At 36.2% G+C, this 21,777-nt stretch carries 19 protein-coding genes and 1 other RNA gene; 5 read left to right on the forward strand and 15 right to left on the reverse strand.

The features are described from left to right. Positions 1-164 precede the first annotated feature (164 nt). The 4 genes from H5968_RS10380 to H5968_RS10395 all read right to left on the reverse strand — a co-directional run bounded on the left by H5968_RS10380 (position 165) and on the right by H5968_RS10395 (position 5,475). Positions 165-1,664, reverse strand: a complete 1,500-nt coding sequence (locus H5968_RS10380; protein ID WP_096565181.1) for an Ig-like domain-containing protein — start codon at positions 1,662-1,664, stop codon at positions 165-167. Between the two features lie 181 nt (positions 1,665-1,845). Beyond that, positions 1,846-2,622 (reverse strand): TIGR03943 family protein, encoded by a 777-nt coding sequence (locus H5968_RS10385; protein ID WP_187039894.1) that lies wholly within the window; start codon positions 2,620-2,622, stop codon positions 1,846-1,848. Positions 2,623-2,695: 73 nt separating this feature from the next. Then, on the reverse strand, positions 2,696-3,754 hold the full coding sequence (locus tag H5968_RS10390; protein ID WP_137667050.1) for a permease: 1,059 nt from the start codon (positions 3,752-3,754) through the stop codon (positions 2,696-2,698). Positions 3,755-3,969: 215 nt separating this feature from the next. Beyond that, positions 3,970-5,475 carry a glycosyl hydrolase family 57 gene (locus H5968_RS10395; RefSeq protein WP_187039895.1) on the reverse strand — a complete coding sequence of 502 codons (1,506 nt, stop codon included), beginning with the start codon at positions 5,473-5,475 and terminating at the stop codon, positions 3,970-3,972. 54 nt (positions 5,476-5,529) lie between these two features. Between H5968_RS10395 and H5968_RS10400 the strand changes: the two genes are divergently transcribed. Next, entirely contained in the window at positions 5,530-6,108 is a 579-nt protein-coding gene (locus H5968_RS10400; protein ID WP_096565188.1) for a hypothetical protein, read from the forward strand. A 366-nt stretch (positions 6,109-6,474) separates the two neighbouring features. On the opposite strand, the gene H5968_RS10405 is transcribed toward H5968_RS10400, so the two are convergent. From H5968_RS10405 to H5968_RS10420, 4 genes are all read right to left on the reverse strand, one after another. Next, the gene (locus tag H5968_RS10405) at positions 6,475-7,347 is read right to left on the reverse strand and encodes an SDR family oxidoreductase (RefSeq protein WP_187039896.1); all 873 of its coding nucleotides are present in this window, start codon (positions 7,345-7,347) and stop codon (positions 6,475-6,477) included. 814 nt (positions 7,348-8,161) lie between these two features. Then, positions 8,162-8,569 carry a hypothetical protein gene (locus tag H5968_RS10410; RefSeq protein WP_187039897.1) on the reverse strand — a complete coding sequence of 136 codons (408 nt, stop codon included), beginning with the start codon at positions 8,567-8,569 and terminating at the stop codon, positions 8,162-8,164. A gap of 23 nt (positions 8,570-8,592) precedes the next feature. Then, entirely contained in the window at positions 8,593-9,477 is an 885-nt protein-coding gene (locus H5968_RS10415) for a hypothetical protein (protein ID WP_187039898.1), read from the reverse strand. Between the two features lie 50 nt (positions 9,478-9,527). Then, on the reverse strand, positions 9,528-10,022 hold the full coding sequence (locus H5968_RS10420; RefSeq protein ID WP_187039899.1) for a deaminase domain-containing protein: 495 nt from the start codon (positions 10,020-10,022) through the stop codon (positions 9,528-9,530). Between the two features lie 116 nt (positions 10,023-10,138). Here H5968_RS10420 and H5968_RS10425 point away from each other — a divergent pair, with 116 nt between their 5' ends. Then, positions 10,139-12,046, forward strand: a complete 1,908-nt coding sequence (locus tag H5968_RS10425; RefSeq protein WP_187039900.1) for a GTPase family protein — start codon at positions 10,139-10,141, stop codon at positions 12,044-12,046. 220 nt (positions 12,047-12,266) lie between these two features. On the opposite strand, the gene H5968_RS10430 is transcribed toward H5968_RS10425, so the two are convergent. After that, positions 12,267-12,686, reverse strand: a complete 420-nt coding sequence (locus H5968_RS10430) for a DUF29 family protein (protein WP_187039901.1) — start codon at positions 12,684-12,686, stop codon at positions 12,267-12,269. Positions 12,687-12,873: 187 nt separating this feature from the next. Further along, positions 12,874-13,197 carry a hypothetical protein gene (locus H5968_RS10435; protein ID WP_187039902.1) on the reverse strand — a complete coding sequence of 108 codons (324 nt, stop codon included), beginning with the start codon at positions 13,195-13,197 and terminating at the stop codon, positions 12,874-12,876. A gap of 435 nt (positions 13,198-13,632) precedes the next feature. On the opposite strand from H5968_RS10435, the gene H5968_RS10440 reads away from it, so the two are divergent. The 3 genes from H5968_RS10440 (at position 13,633) to ssrS (ending at position 15,594) form a co-directional block, all read left to right on the forward strand. Then, positions 13,633-14,124: a pentapeptide repeat-containing protein gene (locus H5968_RS10440; protein ID WP_187039940.1), complete on the forward strand. Its 492-nt coding sequence runs from the start codon at positions 13,633-13,635 to the stop codon at positions 14,122-14,124. Then, positions 14,115-15,275 carry a 5-(carboxyamino)imidazole ribonucleotide synthase gene (locus tag H5968_RS10445; RefSeq protein ID WP_187039903.1) on the forward strand — a complete coding sequence of 387 codons (1,161 nt, stop codon included), beginning with the start codon at positions 14,115-14,117 and terminating at the stop codon, positions 15,273-15,275. Before H5968_RS10440 ends, H5968_RS10445 begins: the two co-directional genes overlap by 10 nt. A gap of 135 nt (positions 15,276-15,410) precedes the next feature. Next, positions 15,411-15,594, forward strand: a non-coding RNA gene (ssrS, locus tag H5968_RS10450) — 6S RNA. Between the two features lie 127 nt (positions 15,595-15,721). Here the strand turns inward: ssrS and rsmH are convergent. From rsmH to H5968_RS10475, 5 genes are all read right to left on the reverse strand, one after another. Next, complete coding sequence (rsmH, locus tag H5968_RS10455; protein ID WP_187039904.1) at positions 15,722-16,630, reverse strand: 16S rRNA (cytosine(1402)-N(4))-methyltransferase RsmH; 909 nt, start codon at positions 16,628-16,630, stop codon at positions 15,722-15,724. A gap of 25 nt (positions 16,631-16,655) precedes the next feature. Continuing rightward, positions 16,656-17,084 carry a hypothetical protein gene (locus H5968_RS10460; protein ID WP_187039905.1) on the reverse strand — a complete coding sequence of 143 codons (429 nt, stop codon included), beginning with the start codon at positions 17,082-17,084 and terminating at the stop codon, positions 16,656-16,658. 6 nt (positions 17,085-17,090) lie between these two features. Next, the gene (locus tag H5968_RS10465; protein WP_187039906.1) at positions 17,091-17,513 is read right to left on the reverse strand and encodes a hypothetical protein; all 423 of its coding nucleotides are present in this window, start codon (positions 17,511-17,513) and stop codon (positions 17,091-17,093) included. Between the two features lie 152 nt (positions 17,514-17,665). Continuing rightward, positions 17,666-18,448 (reverse strand): Rpn family recombination-promoting nuclease/putative transposase, encoded by a 783-nt coding sequence (locus H5968_RS10470; protein ID WP_187039907.1) that lies wholly within the window; start codon positions 18,446-18,448, stop codon positions 17,666-17,668. A 21-nt stretch (positions 18,449-18,469) separates the two neighbouring features. Beyond that, positions 18,470-21,706 (reverse strand): type ISP restriction/modification enzyme, encoded by a 3,237-nt coding sequence (locus H5968_RS10475; RefSeq protein WP_187039908.1) that lies wholly within the window; start codon positions 21,704-21,706, stop codon positions 18,470-18,472. Positions 21,707-21,777 lie beyond the last annotated feature (71 nt).

Below are 21,777 nucleotides of genomic sequence, written 5' to 3' on the forward strand. Positions count from 1 at the left end.
TGACTGGGGACTGGGGACTGGGGACTGGTGACTGGTGACTGGTGACTGGTGACTGGTGACTGGTGACTGGTGACTGGTGACTGGGGACTGGTGACTGGTGACTGGTGACTGGTGACTGGGTAATCAATTTTATTTTTTCAAATTACCAATTACCAATTACCAATTTACGGTAGCCAGAGGGGATGAAAACCAACTAAGGGCAGTTGTTCTGGCTTAATTTCGGGGTTTCCTTGGTCAGTGATAGGTAAAAGAGGCATTAACCACAGACTGCTCGTAGCTATCGGTTCTCCATCATCTGTTTTTAAGGTATTGACTGGTAGGGTGGTGGCCGTATCTCCTACTGGAACTATCTGGTCAAACAAAATAGCCAACCCATCGGGTGCTAAACTCATTTGCACATTTCTTTGGGCGGGGGGTAGCATCAACAATGGTTTTTGTTCTTGGGTTTTGAGGTTAATCGCCACTAAATAAGGTTGTTCTATGTATTGTTCCTGTGATACTAGCTGTGTTAACAAACAGTAAAGGGTGGGTGAGGCAGGATCGAAATTGCAACCGAGAATTGAACCTGTGGTTTTTAATAGTTGTTTCTGCACACCTTGGTTAGTGACTAAGAATAAATCCCGCGTGTAATCAGTATTAAACTTGATCATTGCTGCCTGGGAACCATCTTTAGAGAAAGCTTGAACCAAGCCAAACTGCGGGAGAAAATCTAGGGGTTTAGTTGTATCTCCTTCCAGGGATAAAATTGCTGTTCCTTGTCCTTGGGCAACTGCTACGGCTTTGCTATCTGGTGTAATCAGGAAGTCTCCTCCGGGTTGGCTTTCTAAGCGTTGTGGGGTGGGTTTTTCTCCTGAACTGTCCCTGGGTGCTGACAACTGCCACAGTCCAAAGTCTCCGGGATTATCTCTTTTTCCCCTTTGGACTACTATTGTTTGTCCATCAGGAGAGAGGTCAAATTTGAGGTTTTGATACTCTTTGTTATCTAAAAGTAGGTCAAGTTTACCTGGTGCTTCAGGTTGTTCACCTGGTTCACTAGTAATACCTGTGGTGACTGTATAAATTTGGGCTGAGAGCAATTCTGGATTTTTGGAGGAGCGAGCCGAGAAAAGTATTTTATCTCCGTTGGGAAATGGCTCAAAGTCCATAACAATTAGGTCTTTGGGGGTCAGTACCTTTTTTTGTTCTTGGGTGAGGTTATACAGTACCAATTTTCCCTGTTCTTCTTGATTAGCTCCTATGTAAATTAAGGCTCGATTCCGAGTAGAAAAGCTACCTGTAAAGGCTTGCATGAGCCTGTTTTTGCCTTGTGTTTGGGAAAATTTATCTCTAGCTCCTTCTAGGGAAACTTTATAGTTAGTCCCGTAAGGTGCTGGAGTGACGAGTGTGTAAACCATTCGTCGTCCTGCCCAACTGATTTTACCTGCCAGTGGGGGATCGATTTTTAAATTATCCTCGACGCTTTTGGTGTCCATTGGACGACTAAAGGTGAGGGTGAAAGCTGTGTCTTCAGCGCCGATTTTTTGATTCTGCCAAGTAAAATTGCGAACGACTGGTCTAACTGCATCACCTTGCCAGATCACAAATCCAATCAGCAGACTTAATAACAGCATGAGGGCGATCGCTACCCGATCTAGTGCTTGGATAGATTTATAGGATTTTGTCATTAGTCATTGGTAATTGGTAATTGGTGATGGGTGATTGGTGATTGGTAATTGGTAATCGGTGATGCAATGAAAGGATTTTGGATTTTGGATTATTTTTGTCATCTCCAATCTAAAATCTAAAATCTAAAATCTAAAATTTTCTTTCCCAGTCCCCAATCACCAATCACCAATCACCTATTCCCTAATAACTATATGGATTTTTGGGTTGGGGAATTTCCTTGAGGGAAGTAGCTTTAATAGTTAATCGGCGTTTATTGGCTATGTTTTCTGTGATCATCTGTCCTTCAATTTCTAGCCAAGTATCTGGTGGGTATTTATCGCGGTTTTCTGGAAGTTGAACTGGTAATCCTGCGGGATAGGCATCGGCTGCACAACAAGTAATCACAAATCTGGCTAATATCAAATGATTTTGATCTAATTCTGGGGGATGAATCACAAATCCCTGGACTTTGACTTTTTGCCCTGTATAAGCGTCCGGTTCTGGATAAACGTTAAGTGTGCGTACCCAGTCGATCAGGGTTCGCTCTTCTGGACGAATGGAGGCACGAAAAGCTTGGGGTTGGGCGCGTGTTGCTCCCAATAGTTCAGTTATACCGCGCTCTAGTGCTGTTTGAGAGCTAAATACTTGGGGGGTAATGATAAATCCTAAAACTGCTGTGGTTAACAGCAACCCACTACTCCAACCAGGGGGAAATAGATTTATATGCTGCTGGTTATTGGGTACTTCATACCGCCGACGTTGTTTCCAAAGTTGTAGTCCCTTGAAAAAACCAATAATTAGTAACCCAATAGCACCCAAAATGACTAACCAAAAGAAATCTGGGTGAATCAATAAATTTAGTTCGCCTGTGAACCAGTATTTCAGCATTAAAATTCCCCAAGCTGTAATCGCTAACACATCTAGCCAAGGGAGTAACTGATTTTGGATTTTGGATTTGGGATTTGGGATTGTAGTCATTATTTATTGAGTCATTATGTTAGTTGTAATTTGTCATAGATAACGGAGAATTTACAAAAATTACATGACTGGCTTACATGACGTGCAAATTCAAAATTAAGGTAAATAAAAGTGTTAATTGTCCGGATAAAGCAAATAGATAAAATAGAGCTTTAGGTTTGAAAATTGATAACATCAATCCGACACCTTTGATATCAATCATTGGTCCAAATACTAGAAAAGCTAACAAAGAACCAGTGGTAAAGGTTGAGGCGAAAGATAGGGCGAAGAAAGAATCGACTGTGGAACAAATTGATACTACTGCGGCTAGTACCAACATAGCAAGAATTGAGGTAATTGGACCTGCACCTAGACTGAGGATGAGTTCACGGGGGGCTAATACTTGAATTGCGGCTGCTATTGCACTTCCTACTACCATCACTCCGCCTAATTCCCGTAATTCTTGAACTATATTATCCAATACTAGACGGAGTTTATCTGCAAAAAGTTTATTTGGGGTAGAAGTTGTGATATTTGCCTGGTTTAAATTTCCACCCAGCTTTGTAGATATACCTGCTTTGCCACCAAGAATATAAGTTCCTGATTGTAACAGGGGACTAACCGATGGTTCTTCTTGTAACTGATAACGTTTTCTCTTGGTTTTAGGTTCGGCTTGAGTGGGGGGATTAAATTTCAGATAACGTGCGATCGCCGGTTGCAAGAAAGGACTTAAATCTTTTTGGAAGCTGAAAACAAAACCGATAATTGTAGCGATCGCTAAGGACAATACGACTCTTAACACTACTATTTCTGGTTGATCTCTAAATGCTGTCCAAGTTGCCCAAATCACAATTGGGTTAATTGTCGGTGCTGCTAGTAAAAAGCCTATGGCTACTGGTGTGGGTACTCCTTGCATTAATAATCGCCGTGCCACTGGCACGTTACCGCACTCACACACTGGAAATAAAAAGCCTATCATACTGCCAAATAAAGCCCCCAGCAGGGGATTTGTGGGCATTATATTCACCAATTTGCGCTCATCAATAAAAAATAACAGCAAACTGGAAAATAACACCCCTAGCAGCAAAAAAGGCATGGCCTCGACTAGCAGACTCAGAAATAGGGTGAAACCATTGTTCAGTTGATTGATCATCATGTCGCAGTCAACAGCGGTTGGGAATTTTGGAGTTATGCCTAGTCATTTTATCTAAATCAGGAAGAAACGGGGATCAATCGGGGATCAAATGCAACGTTGTCAGCATTTAGCCGTCTGTCTTGAGCAGTCAGCTTTTTAAACGATAACCTAAATTTACATTTTACACTGCTACCTCAGCTCACCATAAAACGAGTGAATTTAATTTTGTCTGATTACTTATTAGGGGGATATTCAAGTAAATTTTGACCACTTTGGTAAATTTCCTTTGCATAATCTGTCCACGCTCCTTGTCCCCAATAACGAAAACAGCTTGTTTGTAACAAGAGGTTATGTAATAAAACTTGGCGGTAGTGGGTTTCTCTAGTTACAGGTTTATCTGATGTATTTGACAACAGGTGATCAAATTTTTGATGAAATAAATTACTTAATTCATACATGGGAGATAACACATTTTCGTATCCTTGCACCCAACTAATATGATTCGTCCATGATGCGCCGTCAACATGGAAATTAGGGTTAGTTTTCTTGATTGCTTGAATAGCATTTTCCACAGCATCCGGTTGATAATTATCTGTAGCTATTCGCTGCCAAATTTGATGTTGTCCGATGGGTTGACATTGGGGAAAATCTTCTGGTTGACAACCAGCAACTTCTAGTAATTCTAAATATTCTGTACCACAAACACCGACAACGCCACTTTTACCTCCCCCATTTTCTAACATATCCCACCAAGCTTGTTTAAAACCGCCAGGAAATTCATTCATCATTACACCACCGTTTTCACCATCACCGATTTGAGTAACGATTGGTGGTATTAAAACATCTCCTAATTGTTGTTTATTTAAAGTTTTCGCTTCATAGTATGGCTGCATTTGGGCAACTAATTTAGTATCTGAACCTTGGGTTTTAATTAATGCGGTAATACTTATTATTTCTCCTTGGGAATTACGGGCAATTAATTGATGTGGTAAATGTTTATCATTCAAAGGTTCACCGTTAATTGTTTCTACTGTATGTTCTTGCACCAATAACCAACGATAACCACATTCTTTGAGGGCTTTGATAAATGCAAATAGGGTATCTGGATGGTTTGGGAGGTGCATTTCTGGGGGTGAAAATCCTTTAATTCTTGCTAGTGCTTCCCATCCAAAAATTGCTGCAAAATGATGTTGCCAAGCAATAATGTGTAGTTTAATATCAGCTATGGGTGTGGAAGGAATGACTGCATGACTCCACATTGTTCCCAACCATTCTACATAAGGCTGATAGGTAGGATCGCAAGTGATACGTTTGAGATTTTCTAAAATATCACTTCTTCCCATTTGTTGCAGCCCCCATAATAGATTACCAGAATAATCCAACATGACACGGGGATTACAACCTTGATGGACTAATTCAGGAATAAATTCTCCCATGCGACTATAACAATAAGCGAATGGTCCTGCGTTGTGGTTGTCTCCTTCGTTTTGGTGTTCAAACATATATTGTAGGTTGCTGATCAGTGAACCATTATATCCTGCTGGTATAGTAGGTTGGTGCATATGGAGAGCGATCGCAAATACCGCTTTTACATCTGCTAATTTGATATTTGTTGTTGGTAAAAATACAGGTTGATTATGGTTTACTACAGATATAACTTCATTTTCCCAACCTGATATATTTGGTAAATTATCAATGATTTCGGGTAAATTTGATAGATTAGATGGTAATTTCAACATTTTCGTTTTTTCCAAAATCAGGTATAACTGTCAATTTTGCACTGATATTTAACAATGAATACCCCAAGCCATGCAATTATAAATCTGGTGATTTTTCATCAACAATTACGCACTCAGGCAAGTCCAGCTATTATCATCGGTGCAATCCTTCCTGATATTCCCATATTTGTGTTCTATTTTTTGATGAAGTTTGTTTACCGTTTACCAGAACGGCAGATTTGGTCTGAGGTTTATTATCAACCTTTTTGGCAATTTATTGTGAGTACGTTTCATTCTATTCCTCTAGCTTTGCTGGGTGTTTTAATTGCCCATTTTGGAAATTGGCAAATAATTGAGGTTGGTTTTATTAGTATGGTGTTGCACTCTTTGTTAGATTTTCCTGTTCATAATAATGATGCACATCGTCACTTTTTTCCTTTTAGTAATTATCGTTTTATTAGTCCGGTGTCTTATTGGGATGTTAAGCATTATGGGCGCATTGCTGCTTTTGTAGAAATTTTGTTGGTTTTGGGGGCAACAATTTATTTATTTCCTGGTGTTCACACTTATTGGGGTGCGGGTTTGTTGGTTGCGGTTAATGTATTTTATTGGTTTGGCTATTTTCGGTTTTACCTGAAAAGGAAAATTAATTGAATATCCCCCCAACCCCTGAAAAAGGGGGGCTTTTTTCTATTTCTGAAGCTCTCTTGCCTTTGTGTGCTTTGTGTCCTTTGTGGTTCTTTGTTTCATAATTTTGCGTAATTACTAAATTACTAATTTATGAAATAAACCGCAAAGTTCGCAAAGTTCGCAAAGTAGAAATTTTTTAAGTAATTACAGCTATTTTCAGGTAAATGAACCACATCTTGATTCAGGTTTCGCGCAAAGGCACAAAGGAGCAAGGGCGCAAAGTCAGAAAGAAATTAATTTAGAGTGTGGTTTAAATACATGAAAACTGCTGTAAAGTTAAGGCGTTGTGTTTCAGAGAGGTGGTATTAAGGGGGATGGAGTTATTGACAATTACTTGCGGGCAGTTCCAAAAGCTAGACGATTTCTAGAAAACAACGAATTGCTAAAGTGTTGAATTTTTGTGATGAAATTCTTGATGATGTTGGTTTGAGGTTGTTTGTTTGGTGCTGTTAGTTGTAATACTATTTCTAGTAACCAAGGGGCTAGGTTTTGACACCAAACTGCTAAATGAGATTGCCATCCAACTAATATTTCTGATCTGTCTTTTTGCAGTCCGATGATCAGGGTTTGGGCTACTTGTTGGGGTGTCATGGGGGTAACACCGCGAAATAGTTTTAAGTCGCGCACCATGTCTGTGTCTGTGAGGGTGGGAAGTAAAGCAACAACGCGGATGTTGTGTTCTGCTAGTTCCCGTCTCAAAGCTTGGGTAAATCCTAAAATGGCAAATTTGGTGGCGGAATAGGTGGCCATTGTTGGTGCTGCTACTTTACCCATGAGACTGGAAACGTTAACAATTGTTCCCTCTTTTTGCCTGGCCATGCGTCGCGCTATCAAACTTGTGAGGGTGTACATTCCCAATAGGTTGACGGAAAGTTCTTCTTGCACTTGGGGAAGTTTTGTTTGCAGAAATGAGTTTTGGTATGCGATCCCGGCACAGTTAACTAACAGGTGTATTGGTCCGTGATTTTTCCAAATTTGGGCGATCGCAATATTCACGCTGACTGGTTGGGTTAAGTCTAAAGGAATGATTGTGGTTTCGGTTCCCAATTTCTCGATTTCTTGGGCGACTTCGGCTAATTTTTGGCGATCGCGTGCTACCAAGATTAACCGCTTTACTCCTTGCTGGGCTAATTCTAATGCGATCGCTCTTCCAATTCCACGGGAAGCACCCGTAATTAGAGCCACTTTACCTTGAATATTCATCGGTTTTCACCTCCAAATTTTCCGCCTTACCTTTCCTCTCTTGGCTATCCTGGGTAAGACGATGGATGAATGGTAATTCTATTTACACGAGATTTTTCTGTTACTCATCTGCAATACCCCTCTTTTGCTGACACAGTAGAAATTTCTCGTTGGTAAAATTGTTTGTTCACAATTTCAGTTCATTGGCAGAGTATATACAGCGCATCGGTTTTACCTCTCTTTGATCCGAGCTTTTACCAGTATGTTGCCACTACACACACTAGCAATTAAATCAAGGGATTGCAATATTTTTTAATAAGAATTTCTTAACAATTCTTCACAAGATTATATTATGCAGTATTTTAGAGAGATAAGGTTTTATTAATACTGACTGATCCCTGTGTTGATTCTTTGATATTTGGATGGAGTAGGATTTTGTAGTGATTAAACGCATATAATTGCGTCTAGATGCAGATAATAAAATATAGAAATTTGATTATTTAATTCTTTGATGTTATTTTTAATCATGTAAATACTAAATAGGGTTTGCTGAATAAACCTAAAACCTTGATATATCAAAGGTTAGAGGCTGATAAACACAGAAATTAGTGCAAGGGTTTTGAAGGGTATACCGGAAAAAGTGTGCATTTTTTGGGATTTCAAGAGATGGCAAAGAAATTTTCAAATCTCCTCCTGACTCCTGACTCCTGACTCCTGACTCCTGACTCCTGACTCCTATGCCCTCACGGAAAGACTTTCTCAGCAACCCCTAAATATACATCCTACGATTATCAATAGGATGTATATAACCGTAATTAAACTTTAGTTGCTATTTTTAGTAAGATTCAAACCTTCTACTATCATAGTAAAAAGTTAGAAATACATTATCATCCACCAATATTCCTAAAATGATATCTAGGTTTTCTCGAAAATAGGGACTACCGGATTCATCATCATCTGATAAAATTGGTTCTTCTAAAATTTCTACAACAACAGCTGGCTGATTTTTATAAGGTATTTTCCTATTTTTGAGATATTCTTTCCATTTAACTAATTGTCCCACTTCAAAAGTCTCTTTTTTGAGGAAATTTTTACACGCTGTTTGTAATTGAGTTATATATTCTTCTCCATAGCTTTCTTGTTCAGTAGCAATTTCTTCATCATCTTCGTCAAAGTTACCAGTTTGAAGAGATTGGACTAATGCACCTATTAAGTCTTGGTTATTGTCTTTTTTTTCACTCATACGAATTATTATTTAACTCCCTATCAAGAATAAGCTAATTGAGGACTTTTTGATTGATATTGTATTTTACCACTATTTTTTAATGCAGCACGATTTATTTTTCCAGGAGTAGGAAAGATGTAATTATTGTATTGTTTGAATTCTAAGATTAATTCTGGTAAATAGGATCTGATTCTCTTGCTGATTTTTGCTAATAACCGAGTTTGACGCGATCTAATTTCCTCTTTATTTTTAACTCCTTCAACTACATAAAACATTGTGGGAGGTAATAATTTATAACTAGTTGGTACAACATCTAATAACCACCAGTCAAATAACTCTCGTCTACCATAAGAACCGGGGAAAATGGCATAACCTTCTAAGCAATCTTCTAATATTTCTACAATTGCTTCTACCGATTGATTATAGTCAAGAACTCGAATTGCATTATAAAATACATCTAAGGCTTCGCTAATTGCTTGAAAATTTGCTTCTTTTCTATGAAAATAAGATTCATGGGATTTAAATATCTCATTAATTAATTGATTAAGCCGATTGGGATTGATACTCTTACTTGAACCATTAACTAAAGTTAATTGATATGAAAAAAAAGACTCCATTAATTTAATGACGTTTAGCGGCAAATTATTATTTGGATCGTAATATTCTAAAGTCGGTTCTACAGCTAGACTGATTATCAGTGTCATCCAGATATATCGGATATGATTAATTGACTTATTGCCATTAGCAAATTTTTTTAAAACCTCTGTTAAATCATCTGTCAAGGATGATGTAATATCATCATATTCTTCATATAGCTCATCATAATGTTTTAGTTTAACTTTATTCAATAAACACTGGAGATCAGAAGGAATTTCAGTTAAGACTTCCTTCTGATAGTTTAAACTTTCAATGATTGTTGATATCATCTAAATCTCCTTTTTAACAATAAAATATATCTGCTTTAGATATCAAAGGTTTATATAGGAGGATAAGGGTAATCCCAAAATACTTCTACCTTCATATTTGGAAACTTTTCCTCAAACTGCCTTTTAACATCTTGACAACTTTGGCAAGGGTGAAGCTCTGTATAAAGATAGAGATATCCTTCTATTTGCCGATTGTAGTTCATTTCGAGAATATTTGCAATTTCTGAGAATAGTTTATATTCAGAACAAGTATCCATGATACGTCTACTGTAAGAGTCTAGTCCTGGCTGAAATTGTCCTCCTTCTGATTTTGCTGTAGGTTTAGGAATTGGACTTTTATAGTGAGATGTTGCTTCTTTATGAAAAATTACATCTGCTATATGTACTTCAGCAACTGCAACATTGTTTTTAACTTTGGGGAATGGTTGTGTAAGGATGGGTTTATTCGGGAGCAAAATTTTTCTAATTTGAGCAGCAGATTCACGTAACCTTTGCTTAATTGGATTTTCCTCTGCATCTTTAATATTATCTTCTGTATTTGTCATGTAAAGATACTCACCCCAGTATAGGATGTTATTTCCCTGGTAACATTAATAATAAAGCAGTCATTCAGCATACACAATATAAATATACAAAACACGACAAACACAGGTATCAAAATATGGTACGTTTAAAACTCTGGCAATTGATCATCCTCATCTCACCAATAGCAATCATTATTACCTTCCTCCTCATATCCGCAGGAATGCAAATTCACGCTTGGGGAATAAATTGGATTTGGGGTATATTTACCATTGTATTTGTAGGCTGGAGATGGTTGTTAGTAAAATGGACAAAACCCGCAGTTAATCAAATTGAAAATGTCTTTGCTGAAGTCAGAAAAGAATTGGAATCTAGCAGCGATAATAATATAGATGTATCCACAGGAAAAGACAAAACCCAACAAATAGAAATTGCATTACAAAAAGTCCTCACTGATGCTCAAAATGATCGCCCAATTTGGGAAGATTTACAAACTTTTTGGCAACGATGTCAAGATTTAGTAATTGCGATCGCTCAAATTTATAACCCAGAAGTTAAATATCCACTTTTAAATATTTACATTCCCCAAGTCTATGGACTTATTCGCGGTACTGTGGATGACATGGATAAATGGATGCAAAAATTATCCCCTGTTCTTAATCAAGTTACCGTCGGACAAACTTATCAAGCTTATGAAGTTTACCGTAAATTAGAACCATCTGCACGCAAATTTTTAAAAGCTTGGAATTTCGCTCAATGGTTTTTAAATCCTGTGGCTGCGGTAGCCAAAAAAGCCAGTGAAGGTATTGGTAATCGCGCTTCTCAAGAATTATTAATTAACCTCAATCAAGTATTAAGAGAAGCAGCTTTGCGGAACTTATGCAAACAAGCAATATCCCTTTATGCAGGAACTAAAATTGAATTACCTACCCCCACCCTACCCCAACCTAAAACCCAAACCCTGCGCGATATTCTCACCCAAGCAGAACCCCCAGAAAAAGTAGAACAAAAGCCAGTTAACATTCTTATTGTCGGACGCAATGGCGCAGGTAAAAGCAGTTTAATCAATACACTTTTTCAAAGTGAACTAGCAGCAGTTGACGTTTTACCCAGCACCGATGAAATTAAAACCTATCATTGGCAAACAGAAACCGGAGAAATTCTCAATCTTTGTGATACTCCCGGTTATGAACAAGTAAAACGCGATGATTTGCGGGATGTAGTCATTGATTATGCCACAAAAGCCGATTTATTATTATTAGTAACTCCGGCACTTGATCCTGCTTTACAAATGGATGTAGACTTTCTCCAAGACATTAAAAAAGAAGTCGCAGATGTACCCATCATTACCATTGTCACCCAAGTAGATAAATTACGTCCTATCCGTGAATGGCAACCTCCATATAATTGGCAAACAGGAAATAAACCAAAAGAAATTTCTATCAGAGAAGCGACAGAATATAGAAATGAACTGTTAGGAAGATTCTCTAATTTGGTTTTCCCAATTGTTACCATTGATGCAAAAACAGGGCGCAATGCTTGGAATATAGACGAATTATCTTTAGGATTATTATCAACAATAGATCCTGCTAAACAATTACGTCTCTCTCGTTTTTTACGCAACTTAGAAACCCGCATTACCGAATCTGCGAAGATCATTGATCATTACACCTTTCAAATGGCAACAACCCAAGGACTTACCGCACTGCTAAAAAGTCCAGTTTTGCAATTTATTTCTACCTTATCAACAGGTTCACCAACCCTTGCTTATCTGTTAGCAGAAAAAATTCCTGTAGAACAATTACCGATAGTTATTGGTAAATTGCAAATCGCCTATGAACTGTTTCCCCTATTAAATACAGATAGGGAAAAATCACGCAACTTTGATTTATTATCTCTTTGGCCTTTGTTATTAGAAAATTCTGGTACACCAGATAGTAATGCTTGGGCATTTGGTCATGCTTTAATAGAATATTGGACTCAGAATTTAACCATTGAACAAATGCAAGAAAGATTTAATTATTACATCAGGAGTCAAGAGTCGTAGGGGCGAAGCATTCGGAAAATAGCCTTTTCATAAAATTGAAATTGGTCGCCCGAATGCTTCGCCCGTACAGGTGTCAGAATTAAGTTTTATCTCGTTATCTCGTTCCCAGTCTCTGACTGGGAATGCCATCCTAGAGTCTCTGACTCTAATTTAACAAAAGGCAGAGCCTTCTAAAATTCATTCCCATACAGAGTATGGTAACTAGAAAACGAGAAAAGAATTAAAATATAAAATCTAAAGCTTGCTTGATAATCAATTCTTGATCTATCATATTTTGTAAAGTTAATCCATCATAAATTCCCCCAAAAGCTTCTAAAGCAGCATTATCTAAAGCTCGATCATAAGCTTGTAACAAAATCTCCTCTAGTTCTTCTTGATGCAAATAATAACCTCCAGCTTTGCGACGTTTGTTAACTCTAATAATTGCATCCGTCGCATTACGAATAGAAACATCCCAGGAATTAGTTGTGCGTTTTTCTGAATGTTGTTTAATTAAGTAAACTAACAAAATGACACAATAACTATAAATCTTATTAATTTTATCTTCTTTGCTCATTTCCTCTAATTCATCTATTAAATTTAGGGCAGCTTCTAAGTTGCCTGTAATAACTAATTCTCTGAGTTCTAATAATTCTTCCATAATTCACTGTGACATTACTAATCAATTACTAATAAATTATCTCGTTCCCAGTCTCTGACTGGGAATGCGATCCTAGAGTCTCTGACTCTAAATTTAACAAAAGGCAGAGCCTTATAAAATTCATTCCCATACAGAGTATGGAAACGAGAAGAAACGAGAATAATACTTGCAAAAAAAAATTAATAATCTAATCATATTCCGGCTCAAGCTGTGCCACCGTCACTGCATTAAAAGCAAAAGCAAAAACCAAAGGCATGGGACACTTAAAAACAAAGGTATAAATCACGGATAAAATGGTAATAACTACAGCCGTTATTGACCAAAATAACTCATCATTTGTTAAACCATTTTCTTCTTTAATTAATCTTAAAACATGAACCGGAATTGGTTCTGGCATGACTCCCCCAGGAGGAAACGCCCAATAATTACCACGACGTTCCATAAATAAATCTGTCCAGCCATTTTCCATACACCAAGCTTCGATCCATTCGATAGAATAATGATTGATCATGAACATACAAATTCCACTTTTCAGTTTGAGTCGTCAATGAATATAGATTGAACACAGATTCCTAACCAGCTAACAGATTGCTATAGAATTAACCCTAATGCCATAATAGTTAAATTAATCGAAAATTTGAGTGCAGCAGTTAATGTTGCTGCTCTTAGTCAAAAGACTAGCAGGGAACAGAGATGGTTGGCAACAAAAGATAATAAACTTTACTTGAATTAATAAATATCAATAAATGTAAATTTAAAGATGAGTATTAGCTAACTTCTTCAGGAAGAATTGATTGATCAAACTTTCGAGAGAATTTAAAGACTCTTTCCCAGAAGACAAGAAAATCACATTAAAAAATATTAAGCAAAACCTATATCCTTCTCAAGATAATGAGGTAAACTGAAACACATGAAACATTACAATTAGTTAAGAAGTTAAGAAATGATGTATTTGCGAAAAGGTTTACCATTGCTTTTAGCGGTTATGATCTGGTGTGTAGCATTTCCAGCCATAGCGGTGGACTGGACTCATCCCCTATCATTTAGTAATGCAGAGTTGGGAAGACATGACTTTTCAGGACAAAATTTACAAGCTGCGGAGTTTTCTAACGCTAACTTAGAAATGGCTAATTTTACTGGTGCTGACTTGCGGGGAGCGGTTTTGAGTGCTTCCGTGATGACACAAGCAAATTTACATGGAGCAGATTTAACCAATGCGATGGTTAATGAAGTAAAATTAAATGGGGCTGATTTAAGTGATGCCGTTTTGTTAGAAGCTATTTTGCTGCGTTCCGTTTTTACTGATGTCAACATCGAAGGTGCAGACTTTAGTGATGCAATTTTAGATAGAGCGCAAATTAAAGAGCTATGTCAAAAAGCTAGTGGTGTCAATTCTCAAACTGGTGTTAATACTCGTGAGTCGTTAGGATGTCGATAAAGCGTATTGGTATAATTGGTGGTGGACAACTGGCCTGGATGATGGGGGATGGATCGAAAAAACTAGGATTAGAATTAATAGTACAAACTCCTAGCAAAAGTGATCCCGCTGTATCTATTGCGAAGGATACCATTTTTGCCGCAGTTGATGATGCAGCAGCAACGGAAATTTTAGCTACAAAATGCGATGTCATCACCTTTGAAAATGAATTTGTTAACTTAGATGCTTTATCTTTGTTAGAGAAGAAAGGTGTTTGTTTCCGTCCCAGGTTAGCTGCTTTATCTCCTTTATTAGATAAATATCATCAACGTTGCTATTTTCAGGATTTAAAATTACCAGTTCCCCATTTTTTCGCTATCGAAAAATCAGAAATTTCTGAAAATATAGCTTCAAATATAGCTTCAAAAATAGAATATTTAGGGTTTCCTGTTGTTCTCAAAGCCAGACGACATGGTTATGATGGACAGGGAACTTTTATTATCCATGATTTGGCTACTTTGTCAAAAGTAGTTAATGCCAGTAATACACAATTCTTAGTAGAAGCTTTTGTCCCTTTTACCAAAGAATTAGCTATAATTGCAGCGCGTTCTGTGACTGGGGAAATAGTCACTTATCCAGTGGTGGAAACCCAACAAGAACAACAAGTTTGTCGTCGAGTTATCGCACCAGCGGATATTACTTTTGAGCAAGCAGCAAAAGTTAATGCGATCGCTCATACAATATTAAATAGTTTAGATGTAGTCGGCGTGTTTGGCATTGAGTTATTTATCACCGCTGATGGTAAAATACTCATTAACGAAATTGCACCCAGAACTCATAACTCTGGTCATTTTTCCATAGATGCTTGTACAACTTCCCAGTTTGAACAACACCTGAGAGCAGTTGCTGGGTTATCTTTAACTGATACAAGTTTACATTGTGCTGGTGCTGTGATGATTAACCTGCTAGGGTATGAAAAATCATACAGCGATTATGTACAGCAAAGACAAGAATTAGCAAATATTCCCCATGCTTACCTGCACTGGTACAGTAAAACCGAATCTCGTCCCGGTCGTAAACTTGGACATATCACAGTATTATTAGAACAGCAAAACCGAGATGCTATAGAGTCCATCATCCAGAAGATAGAATCTATTTGGTATCCTGGTTAGGTGACAGGTGACAGGTGACAGGTGACAGGTGACAGGTGACAGGGAAGATGGGTAAAACATGACTGACAACTGAATCACAAAAAAAAATTTTCATGTCCCTCTACACAAATCGGTTTTCACAGTTATAATGAATTAGTTGCACTACGACGTTGGTGACTGCCCTCAAGTTTTTTGATCTATGTCTTTAACGAAAAGGGAACCAATTCGTTCTTGTGGCAGTAGACCGAGCTTGCACTCGGAAACTTTAAACAAGCAACACCCGTTCCCACCTGGTTTACCCAGGTCATAAACTTAGGTAAAACGGCGTTGTGGTGAACTTCAAAAGTTTTTAAAAACTAAAAACATTTCCGATCCCCGACTTCTTCAATAAGTTGGGGATCTTATTATTTATTATCATAACGGGCAAGATGCCCGTACCACAAGATTTTTACCACAAGATTTTTATTTTACTCACCTGCTGGGTTTTTTCTTTCTGCTATTCTCAACTTAGCAGAACGAGAACGCGGGTTATTTTTTATTTCCTCTTCTGTTGCAATAATCGGTTTTTTAGTTAAAACTCTTAATAACTCCGAGTTTCTTAAACCGTGTTTGACTATTCTATCTTCTAAACTGTGAAAACTGATAATAGCAATTTTTCCACCCTCTAATAAAGATAAAGGTGCTTTTTCTATCAAAGTTTCCAAGACTTTTAACTCATCATTAACCGCAATTCTTAAAGATTGAAAAATGCGAGTTGCGGGGTGTATTCTTCCATGTCGATATTTAGGAGGAACAGAATAGAATATCTCATTTGCTAATTCTGTAGTAGTTTGAAAAGGACGCTTTTCGATAATTCTCTTCGCTATTTTCCTAGAAAGTCTTTCTTCACCATATTTAAAAAATATATCCGCTAATTCTTGTTCATCCCATTCATTAATTATATCAGCAGCAGTTAAAGACTGTTGTTGATTCATTCGCATATCTAAATTAGCAGTATTTCTAAAACTAAAACCCCTTTCTGGGTTATCCAAATGATAGGAACTCACGCCCAAATCTGCTAAAATGCCATCATAAGTGTTTGCAGGAAATTGAAAATTAGCAAAATTGCTATGAATAAAATTCACCCTATTTCCAAACTCTGCTAAATTCTCCTGTGCAGCTTTTAAAGCATCCAAATCTTGATCAACTGCGGTAATTTTTGTGTTTTCAGCACTTTCTAATATTAACCGACTGTGGCCACCACCACCCACAGTTAAATCTAAATAATTTCCACCTGGTTGAATATTTAAACCTGTAATTACTTCCTGACTTAAAACAGGAATATGGGAAAATGTAAATTCTTCTAAATCTAGGGGAGTTTGTAAATTTGATTGCATTATGAGTTGATTAATTTATTAAATTTTAACTACTTTTTGTTACTACTTTTTGTTTGTCAATTACAGCATTGAAATCAATGCCTCTCCAATCTTGAAACAACTCCGCAATTTCTTCTGGTGTTGTAAAATTATCTGTAAAATATTCAAATTGACAACGATCAAGATTAAGGAAAAAGCTCAAAAAACTACAATGATCTTTTATACCAAAACCAAGCGGACAATTAACACGCCAATTATCTACACTTGTGGCATATTCATAAATAATATCACATACCTTGGCAATTTCACTAGAATATTTTTCACATAATTCTAATAATTCTCCGGGATTTTCACCAATTTCACAAAATAACTCTATTGCTTGATAGGTTAAATTTGTAGGACGATATTTAAAATCAATTAATGATTCACAAATATCCAAAGCTGCTAAAAACTTTCTTTCAGATGTTTGGGTCATTTTGAATTATCCTCCTTTATTTATCATCATAGCCCAGGGATATTGCTTTTGAGCTATTTCATGAGCGTCTAATTGATTCATACCTTGATTAATTACTAAATCAGATTCTAGAATTTCATGCTTTAATAAAACCTCATCACTATCAATTTCTTCTCCTAACTTCATTCTTTCCCAACTATTGGCTATGCTTAAATCAGGAATAAATTGATTTTGTAATACTCCTTTACCAAAAGCAGAATCTTTAGCTCTTTCAACATCCTCACAATTTAATTGATAACGATTAGCTATTTTTATCGTATCATCCTTACATTCTATAATTCTATCATAAGCTGACATAGCTTCTTTAAGATATTTTTTCTCATATTTATTTAGATGTGACCATCTATCAATAATAGTAATTTTATCATCAGGTTGATTTGGGTTAGTCATTAGGTTGACTTCGGTAATGTCTAAATCTGTATTTTCTAAATCTTCAGTTAGTAGAGTGCGTTAGTGATAACGTAACGCACCAACTTGAGTTATAAAAATTTTCTGAATAAACCCATCAAATTGTATCACCACCTGATTTATTCATCCAATGTCTATTTATTATTTTGCTTTGTAATTGCTTGTTTTACCGCCTCGATATCTAACTCAAGTATACGCGCAATTTGTTCTACAGTTAGCCCCTCATTTAACAGTCTAGGAATAGTTTTTAACTTAGTTTCCAACTCTGTTTCTTCTTTTACTTCTTGATAAAATCGGGTTTGTTGCCATTCTGTTAATCCAAACATTGCTTCTAACTCCTGACGGCTATAGGATGAGAATTTGTAAACTAACATTCTTTCTACTAATTCTAAAAGATTTCGACCCTTGGCCGCATCTGCTTTATTCACCAAATTGATTAAACTTTTTGCTTGTTGGATAGCTTCCTCTTCAGGAGCAACTACTAATTTAATAATTTCTAAACCTATTGAAGATGATGTATCAACTATTTCATCTAAATAAATGACATGGATTAGTCCAGCAGTGAGTAAACTTTGATATGCTAAAGTTATTCCCGGATCAAGATCCCGATTTGCCCATAATACAACTGCTTGCCATTTTCTTTGAGGTTTATATTGGTTTAAGTAAAGAAATGTTTCGGTAATTAATCGCGAGTATAAATTATCATCACTTTGGAATTGTACTTCTAGGAAATAAATTGGATCTTGTGGATATTCTGATTTGGGTAAAAATAAGCCATCTATTCGACGTGCTAATTCTTTGATTTCCACAGAGGAAAATTCGTAGTGTAAAGCTAGTGTAGGTGACTGTTCTAGTAGTTCAAATAAAACACTAGGCATATTTTGCAGTAATGTGTAAAATATCGTGTCTGTCTTCATATCTTGTTGTTATGTTAACTCTCATTCTAACGGAAAACCCCCATAATTTGCAATAATTTTATCAATATCTCCCATAATCTGAATAGTCTCCGATATAATAGAAATAATATTTTGATAATGAGTCAAATCATCAAAATTTAACTCTCTTCCCTTCCTATCTTTTAACCACTTTTGACAAACTTGATAACCACCTATATAAAAATTCCAGATTTGCGGAGGAACTTGATCAAAATACTGTTCAGAATTTATCCAAACTTGTTGATGATTTTCATTATATTTAACCTGTTCCACAATATTAGAACCCGCAATAGGATAAGTGGAAATTTCCTTTCCTGTTGCTTTCATTAAATGAAATTGTACTAATTTATCACCCTTTGCTACCAACTCCCAAAAAAGCGCAAGATTAGAAGTTAAAGGAAGACGGGGAAAATCAATCTTTAAAAATTCAGCATAGCGTTGACGGTAAGTAGGAGAATGAAAAACAGCGTAAATGTAATTAAAAATATCCTCTGGTCCAAAGGTTTGTTTTTGATTCCCTTTTCCATCAACAATAAATTCTAATCCTAATTTTTGGGAAAATTCATTAATAAATTCTGGGGATAAATTCGGTTTACGTTGATTACATTGATTAACAATATTATTATCAAGAGTCGGGATATTTGTTGGGTAAAGGTAGAGAGGGAAAATATTAATTCCACCTCTTCTAAAAATATTAGCATCTATCGGTTGATCAGCAATTGATATTAATGACCAAATAGGATCATTAATAGCTATTCCTTGACGACCTAAACCCAAACATAAATTATCTTTTTTAAAAACATGATTGAGTAACTCTCCTCTAGGTCTATCCATAATTACATCACTATAATAACAATAACGCCAATCAAAAGGACGATATAAACAACTAATTATTTTATCTTTCCACTCTTTATCAGCACGAATTTTTTGACGGGCTTTATCTAATTGCCAATTTTGATGATCAGTAATGTTATATTTATCAAGATATTCTTGATTAGATAAATCATCTTCTCGTAATTCCCTAAACTTTTTAGTTATAGTTTCTTCATCAAAATCAATAGCAAAATGATCTCGATGGGTTTGAAAACCTAAAACATTAACGCTCATTATTTCGGTAATTTTCCATGCTGTATCATATTCCATTTTTAAATCATTATTTTGTGGTTTAAATAAATAAAATGGTGTATTTGGTTCTAACTTTTCCCAATTAGTAGATTGTAAATCATTTCCCGCTAACCAATGATACTTACCACCAACTAACTGTTTATTTTCGTAAACTTCTCTAGCACCCCATAAATCAGCATGATAAACCGTTGCTAATTCTTTTTGACTATTTTTTTCTTTGGTTTGATATTTAATAAAAATCCCAATTGCTACACCTTGCTGAATGTCAAAAACATTTTTATCCAGTGAACCGTCAGGACAAACTTCCTTTTTCTTGCTATTACCATGTAAATCTAAAACATATATTTCATCAAAAGTTTTCATCAAACTTTGACGCATACCCCGAAAAGTGGGATTATCTAAATAACCATGATTAGTAATGAAAGCTAAAACCCCATAACCTGTTTTTTCAATTCTCCACTGACCAAAACGAATAAATTTCACATAATCATCATTTAACCACTTAGGATTTCTCTCACCTAAAGATTTTCCATCTACTTCAAAATAGCTTTCCGTGCTACTATTATAAATAGTATCCTTACCATTTAAAAGATTTTTGATCCAATCACCTGTATTTACAGAATGTCCAGAATAGGGAGGATTACCAATAATTACCATAACTGGACTTTCTTGTTTAATTTCTTTTGCTGCTTCTGCTTCTTCTTTAATGCGAGAACCAAAACTAATAACTTGTTCTTCTAACTGAAAAGCTTCTTGTAAAGTATTAGTCAAATAAATTCTTAACCGTTCATCAGAACTAAAATCATAACCCAACTCTTGCAACTGTAAACCTAATTTCATGTGTGCTACAGTATAAGGAGCCATCAATAATTCAAACCCAAATAAACGGGGTAATAAATGCTGACTCACATAACTAGACCACATCCCCTTTTGAGACTTAAAACTATCATAAATATAATCAATAATACTATGCATAAAAGTTCCCGTACCCACAGCAGGATCAAGAATCAAAACTTGATGAGTTTCAATATCTCCCTCACCTTTTAAATTAGGAACTTTAATCTTTTTAGCATCAGCTAAACCCTTACTAATATTAAACTTATTTTTTAACACATAATCCACACTTTTAATAATATAATTAACCACAGGTTCAGGAGTATAATAAACCCCTCTTGACTCCCGCATTTTAGGATCATATTCCGCCAAAAAAGTTTCATAAAAATGAACAACAGGGTCTTCTCTACGGGTACGTTTACCAAAATCTTTAAGAATTTCTGCCATATCAGTTTGTTGCAGAATATTCGCTAAAGTATCCACCGCCCAATTAATTCTCTCATCTAAATCAGGACCTGCAATTTGTCCAAAAATACTTCTTAAAAAAGGATTAGTTTTTGGTAACTTAAAAGCTGCCGTTTCCCGTGAAAAAGTCTGCACATTACCAGTATTACATCTTGCTGCAAACAAACCATAACAAATAGTTTGAGCATACATATCCGCAAACTGTTCACCAGTTAAACCCTTAATTAACACCCGTTCAAAAGATTCTAACTGTTGACGTAACATACCCCCCTGATCATCATCATTTAACGCCGTTTTAATTGCATCCCTAATTAATTGAGCTAAACCAGCCATCCGTTTAGCTAAATCCTTCGGTGTAGTAATTTGGGGAACTTTAGTTAATAGAAACTGCCGGAAAAGTTGCTCAACTTCATTAATACCATGATCATCAATTTTAATTGTTTTTCTTTTATAAATACTTCCCAAAGAAGCAGATAACCTTAACTCACCTTGGACATACCAACGAAACTCTAAATAATCAGTTAAAATCAAATTACCTAAAGCATCAAAATAACGTGCCATTTGGGAAGTTTTCACAACCTTATTCAGAGAAACGCCAATATCCTTAGCCTCAATATGACCAACTTCCAAAACACCGTTTTTTACCACAAAATCAGGCGCACCGCAAGCAATACGTTTAGGTTCATTAATAGCTTGAATCCCCGAATCCAAAGACTCAATTAACTTCTTCAAAGCAGGACGATAACTATGCTCAGTAGCATTTTGAGATTGATAAACCTGACTAACCTCTTGAATATAAACCTGTAAATAATTCATAATAAAAACTCTTGCTTCTCTCTCTGCGACTCTGCGCCTCTGCGTGAGCCATAAAAATTAATTAGCCCAAC

It is taken from the genome of Sphaerospermopsis sp. LEGE 00249 (genome assembly GCF_014299995.1).
GTDB lineage: Bacteria > Cyanobacteriota > Cyanobacteriia > Cyanobacteriales > Nostocaceae > Sphaerospermopsis > Sphaerospermopsis kisseleviana.